Origin of the sequence: Sphingomonas sp. FUKUSWIS1 (assembly GCF_000733135.1) — a bacterium.
GTDB lineage: Bacteria > Pseudomonadota > Alphaproteobacteria > Sphingomonadales > Sphingomonadaceae > Sphingomonas > Sphingomonas aerolata.
This window is the reverse complement of sequence record NZ_JPJC01000236.1, coordinates 1-457: the sequence shown is the minus strand read 5'-3', so window position 1 is coordinate 457 and position 457 is coordinate 1. Positions and strand designations below refer to the sequence as shown.

General features: G+C 67.2%; 2 protein-coding genes. Both read left to right on the top strand.

Annotated features, from left to right (window positions below):
* Positions 1–298 (top strand): DUF2975 domain-containing protein (locus tag sphsw_RS14765; protein WP_031441291.1); only part of this gene is annotated, 298 nt, incomplete at its 5' end.
* Positions 298–457 (top strand): helix-turn-helix domain-containing protein (locus sphsw_RS14760; protein WP_031441290.1); only part of this gene is annotated, 160 nt, incomplete at its 3' end. The genes sphsw_RS14765 and sphsw_RS14760, both read left to right, overlap by 1 nt.

Here is a 457-nt window from a genome sequence, read left to right as displayed (position 1 = left end):
CGCGCTGCATCCGATCTTCTCGAATCTGCTCCGCATCGTCGCGACGGTCGAGGCGGGGGATCCGTTCGTCGACGACAATGCCACGCGGCTCGCGCGGATTGGCTGGGCGCTGCTGGCGCTGCAATGCCTCGATCTCGCCTTTGGCGGCGTGGTCCGCTGGATCTCGCTGCTCAAGCTCGACGTGACCTCATGGACGCCGTCGCTGGGCGGGTGGATCGCGGTCGTGATGATCTTCGTGCTTGCGCGCGTCTTCCGGATCGGCGCGCGGATGCGCGACGACCTGGCGATGACGGTCTGATGCCGGTCGCGGTCAGCCTGGACGCCATGCTGCATGCGCGGCGGATGACGCTGACCGAGTTGTCGGAGGCGGTCGGCATCACGCTCGCCAATCTGTCGATCCTGAAGACGGGGAAGGCCAAGGCGATCCGCTTCACGACGCTGGAGGCGATCTGCCGCG